The following is a 5,605-nucleotide window of genomic DNA, read 5'->3' as shown; positions in this document are numbered from 1 at the left end:
GAGCGACGCCGCCACTTCGCCGAAGGGCCAACAGCAGACATCCTGCATTTTCTGTACGCGCTGGCAGTTACGGCAACTGCATAGAGCCTCATGAACTCGCGCAGCAATGTGCTATTTCTCCGCGTTGCTGAAGTTGCATCGATTGATTGATCCGTCGCCGTTCATCAGGCACGAGAATGACGCAGTGCTCGTCGAACGTTCAAATCGGTATTCAATGGAGAGATTGCCAAGTTCGTGAGTCTTCCGCATCAGCGCCGACGGGTGCGCAGGACTTTCCGCCGCATACGGGTTTGTCACCTTCATGGGGGCCCCGAACAGCTCAATCACCTGATCGGCCGCCAGTTTCGCACCGAGGCTACCGCCGCCATATCTCACGCGCGCGGTCGGGTCACTCCTCTTGCCCGTCGTCCCGAAAGCCAGACTGATGCCGAAGGAGGACTGGCAGATTATGTCTCCGCTTTGTCGCTCGGGGAGGTTCTTCTCGATCCATGAAATTCTTGTCGCAGCAAAGAACTTCTTCAGGTTCTCGTCCGAGTAGAATCCTTCGCGCAGAAACAAGTCATTATCGAGCGCATATTTGAAGTTTCGCAAGAACTCGACCGGGGTAGCTAGCCGATTGTTCAACGCAACTGGATCTTTTTGCGAACCGGTGATCTCTTCGGCAGCGGCCGATTGTGCGATTGTCGCAAGTACCAAAGCAAACAAGATCGCGAGGCGCCGCCTGCCATTCAACATGTGTTCAACCGGCGCAACACTCGTGGTCACCTCGAAGACCTCATGATCAGATAGCGTTCACTGGGCTCGGTCAACGAGATCTCCTAGCTGTAGAGACCTGATAGTCTCCTTCGCCTTCGACGTTGGTAGCGTCACGGTTGCATAGACAAAATACATCAACCTTCCGCGTCGGAAAATGTTCAATTTTGAATGAAGCGGGGCAAGGTCCGCTTCGGGCCCAAAAGCTGACGTTGGCTTTGAGCTCGACAATGTCCGCTAGAGGCGAAAGCGGAAGCTGCGTGTTCCCGCATGCTGGTCAGCGGGCTGATCCAGGCCAGCCATCAAACCCTTCCGAACGCAATCGATCACGCTGCCGTCTTCGCCGCTCTCGGATTGTCCGAACAGACACATCGCGCATCCAGCAGGCCACCCATCAGCTCCAGTGCTGGTCTTGCTGGATTGGTGCCATGGCTTGCTGTGGGGAACGATCCTTCGATCACAGCAATCTCCTTCGACATGAAAAACCCGCGCCGGATTTCTCCGCGCGGGCGTTACGAACTTTCGATGATGCCATAGTGCCAGTGTTTTGCCCGACGAGTCAAAGCTGAACTGTGCGACGGGCAGGGATGCCCCAGTCCACCAAACGCCGGTTTGGCGCGAACCAAAATAGCAAATAGTTTCAATGCCCCCGCTACTGTGCATGGGGTTGTTTGTCACATTTTTTGGTTTGAGCGCGCCTAAAAGGTCAGCTCAGCGCCGTCCGCGCGGCGCCTCGGCCTTTGCCGGCGGTTCGGTCTGCGGCGCGCAGGTCGCGGCTGCCAGCGTGCTCTGCGCCTGCGGCATCAGGCCGGGCTCGGCGGCGAGCGCCTTCATCACGATCAGGCCCGTGGTGCTCGGCGAGTCGATGATCAGGCGGTCGGCCGCGGTGATCTCCTCGTCCTCGGGCAGCTCGTTGTGCTGCGCCTCGGTCATCAGGTCGAGCTCGATCACCTTGCGGCCCGCCGAGCGGTCGTTGATGGCGTAATAGGCGATCTCGTTGCGGGTGTAGAACGACACCGAGGTATAGGCCTGGCTGACGGGCACCGCGAGCTTGATCGGCCCATTCGACAGATCGTAGCGGCAGATCGCGAGCGCAAAGGCCGGATCCATGAACGGCATCGGCGAGGTGCCGGGATCGGCGAGGGGCAACTGGGTGACGCCGTTGAGCTTCGTCATCGGCGTCAGCCGCGAATAGGCGTCCTGGGTCGCGATCCGCGGCAGCGCCAGCACGCTGACGAGATGGACGACGAGGCCCAGCACGACACCGGCGACGATGGTAAAAGCGAGGCGGATCATGAGCAGCCCACCGTCGTGATCGTCGGCATCGGCGCATCGCGCTGGGTGCGGGTCGCAACGCCGACCGGGGTGTCGTAGAGGCGCAGCATCAGCGCGTAGCGCTCGATGCCGCCGGTCGGCAGCCAGTTGCCGGCGCGCGAGCGCGAGGCGATGCGGATCTCGAACGTGCCGTCGGACTGGCGGACGATCTCCTGGCTGGTGAAGCCGTAGCGTTGCAGCGAGTTGGCGACGAGATGACCCTTGCGGTCATAGAGCGTCAGCGTCCAGAACCGCGCCGGCGGCGTCACGCCGGAGACGACGACGTCGCAGCGGCCGTCGAGCGCCTTCTTCCTGTCGTCGGCGGTCGCGGTGAAGGCGACGCCGTCGCCGGTGCCGATCGGCAGCTCGCCGTTGCGTACGATGGTGGCGCGCGAATAGGGATCGACGTCGGCGGTGCCGGTGCGCGGACGCGCGGTCCACGGGCCGATGGTCAGCGCGCCGATCTCGGTGCCGCGCGTCGTCGTCATCCAGGTCGCGCCGACGCCGACCACGGTTGCGAGCAGAAGGGCCGTCAATGTGATCAGGATCAGCCGCACGGGATTCGATCAGTTCTTGCGTGGCGCGGATGAGCCCGCATTCCCCGCGGTCTCGGCTGCATAGTTCTGCGGGAAGGCGAGCGCGCTCGAGGCCGCCGCCGGCTTGGCCGGCTTCGCCGTCTCGTCGGACGTCGTCTTCACCGCGGTCCTGGCCGCGTCATCGAGCAGCTTTTCGACGCGCACCAGGATATCGGCGCCGCGCTTGGTCAGCACGGGCGGGGGACCGGGCTTGGTCTCCAGCACCTTCGGCGCGGCATTGGCCTGCGCCGCCATCGGCTGCGGCGGCAGCTTCTGGCCCATGCCGATGCCGGGAATTTCCCTGACCTCGACGCCCTGATGCGCGACGACCATGATGTCGTGCCAGGTCTGCGCCGGCAGCGAGCCGCCGGTCATGCGGTTGGTCGGCGAATAGTCGTCATTGCCGTACCAGACCGCGCAGGTGAAATTGCCGGTGTAGCCGACGAACCAGGCGTCGCGATAGGCGTTGGTGGTGCCGGTCTTGCCCGCGGTCGGAATGCCGTCGAGGGCGGCGCGGCGGGCGGTGCCTTCGCTGACGACGTGGCTCATCATGCCGGCCATGTCGGAGGCGACGGAGGCCGGGATCGCCTGCCGCGGCTTTGGACCGTCGCGGTCCCAGCGCCAGACCGGGTCGCCGGCGCCGGTGCGCACCTCCAGCACCGAATGCGGCGTCACGGCCCGGCCCCTGTTGGGGAAGGTCGCGTAGGCCACCGCGTGCTCGAGCACGGTGACTTCGTCCGAGCCGATCGGCAGCGACGGCGTGTCGGGCAGCGGCGCCTTGAGGCCGAAGCGGCGCGCGACCTCGACGATCTTGGCGCGGCCGATCTTGGCGGGGTTGGGCGCCTTCGGCTGTTCCTTCTGGCCGATGGCGATCGACAGCTTCACCGGCACGACGTTGATCGAGCGCGTGATCGCCTGGGTCAGCGTCACCGCGCCGGAGTAGGAATGGCCATAGTTCTGCGGGCACCAATTGCCGATGCAGACCGGGCCGTCGACCACGATCGAGTTCGGCGTGAAGCCGTTGAGGAGTGCGGTGGTGTAGACGTAGGGTTTGAACGACGAGCCGGGCTGGCGGTAGGCGTCGGTGGCGCGGTTGAACTGGCTCGCGCCGTAGTCGCGGCCGCCGACCATGGCGCGAATGCCGCCGTCGAGGTCGGACACCACGGTCGCGGCCTGGGTGGCGTGGTAGTCGCGGCCGAACTGGCGCAGCTGGTTCTCGATCGCGTCTTCGGCCGCCTTCTGCACGTTGGTGTCGATCGCGAGGCGCACCACGAAGACGCGTTCGATGTAGGATTTCGGGAAGGTATCGACCAGCTTGCGCATCTCGTCGAAGGCGTAGTCGAGATAGTAGTTCGGCGAGGCCTCGTCGCGGCGGTCGACGGCGAAGGCCGGGTTGCGGCGGGCGCCGAACACCTGGCCCTCGGTCATGAAGCCGGCATCGACGAGATTGTCGAGCACGACGTTGGCGCGGGCGCGCGCCGCGGGCAGGTTGATGTGGGGCGCGTATTTGGTCGGGGCCTTGAACAGGCCGGCGAGCATCGCGGCTTCCGCCAGCGTCACGTCGCGCGCGGATTTGTTGAAGTAGAAATGCGCCGCGCCGTCGACGCCGAAAGTGCCGCCGCCCATATAGGCGCGGTCGAGGTAGAGCTTGAGGATCTCGTTCTTGGTCAGGCGCCATTCCAGCCAGACCGCGAGGAAGGCCTCGTTGACCTTGCGCTCGATGGTGCGCTCGTTGCTCAGGAACAGGTTCTTGGCGAGCTGCTGGGTGATCGAGGAGCCGCCCTGGCGGACGCCGCCGGCCTGGGCGTTGGTGACGAGGGCGCGCGCGGTGCCGGCGATGTCGATGCCGAAATGCTCGTAGAAGCGGCGGTCCTCGGTCGCGAGCGTCGCCTTGATCAGCACGTCCGGAAAGTCTTCCAGCGGGATCGAGTCGTTGTGCTTGATGCCGCGGCTGCCGATCGGGTTGCCGTAACGGTCGAGGAAGGTCACCGCGAGGTCGGACTTCTTCAGCCAGTCCTCATCCGCGGTCTCGCGGAAGGCGGGGATGGCGAGCGTGAGCATCACGACCAGTCCGCCGAGCCCGAGGGTTGCGGCCTCCGACAGCGGCTCGATGAACACCCAGCGCTTCCACCGCCCGACATAGAAGCGGTCCATGAAGGTCGAATAGCGCTCGTAGAGCTCGCGAATGCCCTTGGCCGAGGAGAACAGCGAGGAGTCGATGCGCGCATCGAGATCCAGGAAGAAATTCCGGACCCTGGCCTTCCAATGCGGTGGTATGATCTGGCGCACCTAGAACCCTTGAGGCTCGGTTCGAAAGCGTTCAAGCACCCGGCCGGGGCGGCATCGAGACGTCTTGCGGGAATGTTGCGGCAAACCCAAGGCGCCCGGTTCGCGTCCGAGGGGACTTGCTGTTCCTTCTAGCCGAGCGGGGCCTATAAACCAATGGTCACGCTCGGGATTTTGAACAACAGGCCTAATTGACCCCGGGTCATTACGGGCCTCACGGGGGTGCTGCTTGCAGCATCCTCGCCGCACGCCCTAGATGGCGTTAGCCGTAGCTCTTTCGAATCTTGTTGAGGCGCATGACCGCAGCTCGCAAACGACCTTCAGACCAGGATGGATTCTTCTGGAAAACCAAGACGTTGGAAGAGATGTCGGACGTCGAATGGGAGAGCCTGTGCGACGGCTGCGGGCGCTGCTGCCTGAACAAGCTCGAGGATGAGGACACCGGCCAGATCTATTTCACCCATGTCGGCTGCAAGCTGCTCGATGGGGCGACCTGCGGCTGCAAGGACTACCCGAATCGCTCGGACAAGGTTCCGGACTGCGTCCGCCTGACCCCGGCCAATGTCCGCACCCTGAACTGGCTGCCGCCGAGCTGCGGCTACAAGCTCGTGGCCGAGGGGCGCGATCTCTATTGGTGGCATCCTCTGGTGTCCGGTGATCCCAACACCGTGCATGAG

6 protein-coding genes are annotated in these 5,605 nt (G+C 64.0%); 2 read left to right on the top strand and 4 right to left on the bottom strand.

Going from position 1 to position 5,605, the window contains the following annotated elements; translation table 11 throughout:
- Positions 1-111: 111 nt before the first annotated feature.
- Entirely contained in the window at positions 112-765 is a 654-nt protein-coding gene (locus ACXJL8_RS32240) for a hypothetical protein (RefSeq protein WP_456624074.1), read from the bottom strand.
- A gap of 258 nt (positions 766-1,023) precedes the next feature.
- Here ACXJL8_RS32240 and ACXJL8_RS32235 point away from each other — a divergent pair, with 258 nt between their 5' ends.
- On the top strand, positions 1,024-1,290 hold the full coding sequence (locus tag ACXJL8_RS32235; protein ID WP_456624073.1) for a hypothetical protein: 267 nt from the start codon (positions 1,024-1,026) through the stop codon (positions 1,288-1,290).
- A 174-nt stretch (positions 1,291-1,464) separates the two neighbouring features.
- On the opposite strand, the gene ACXJL8_RS32230 is transcribed toward ACXJL8_RS32235, so the two are convergent.
- The 3 genes from ACXJL8_RS32230 to ACXJL8_RS32220 are packed head-to-tail and all read right to left on the bottom strand — an operon-like array spanning position 1,465 to position 4,931.
- A complete protein-coding gene (locus tag ACXJL8_RS32230) occupies positions 1,465-2,049 on the bottom strand; it encodes a DUF1254 domain-containing protein (RefSeq protein ID WP_456624072.1) in 585 nt (194 codons plus the stop codon).
- Positions 2,046-2,624: a DUF1214 domain-containing protein gene (locus ACXJL8_RS32225; RefSeq protein ID WP_456624071.1), complete on the bottom strand. Its 579-nt coding sequence runs from the start codon at positions 2,622-2,624 to the stop codon at positions 2,046-2,048. Before ACXJL8_RS32225 ends, ACXJL8_RS32230 begins: the two co-directional genes overlap by 4 nt.
- Before the next feature lie 9 nt (positions 2,625-2,633).
- Positions 2,634-4,931 carry a transglycosylase domain-containing protein gene (locus ACXJL8_RS32220; RefSeq protein ID WP_456624070.1) on the bottom strand — a complete coding sequence of 766 codons (2,298 nt, stop codon included), beginning with the start codon at positions 4,929-4,931 and terminating at the stop codon, positions 2,634-2,636.
- A 293-nt stretch (positions 4,932-5,224) separates the two neighbouring features.
- Here ACXJL8_RS32220 and ACXJL8_RS32215 point away from each other — a divergent pair.
- Positions 5,225-5,605 (top strand): YcgN family cysteine cluster protein (locus ACXJL8_RS32215; RefSeq protein ID WP_456686236.1); only part of this gene is annotated, 381 nt, incomplete at its 3' end.

Source organism: Bradyrhizobium sp. P5_C11_2, from assembly GCF_054049755.1.
Note: the sequence above shows the minus strand (reverse complement) of the source record. Positions and strands in the feature narration are given on the sequence as shown.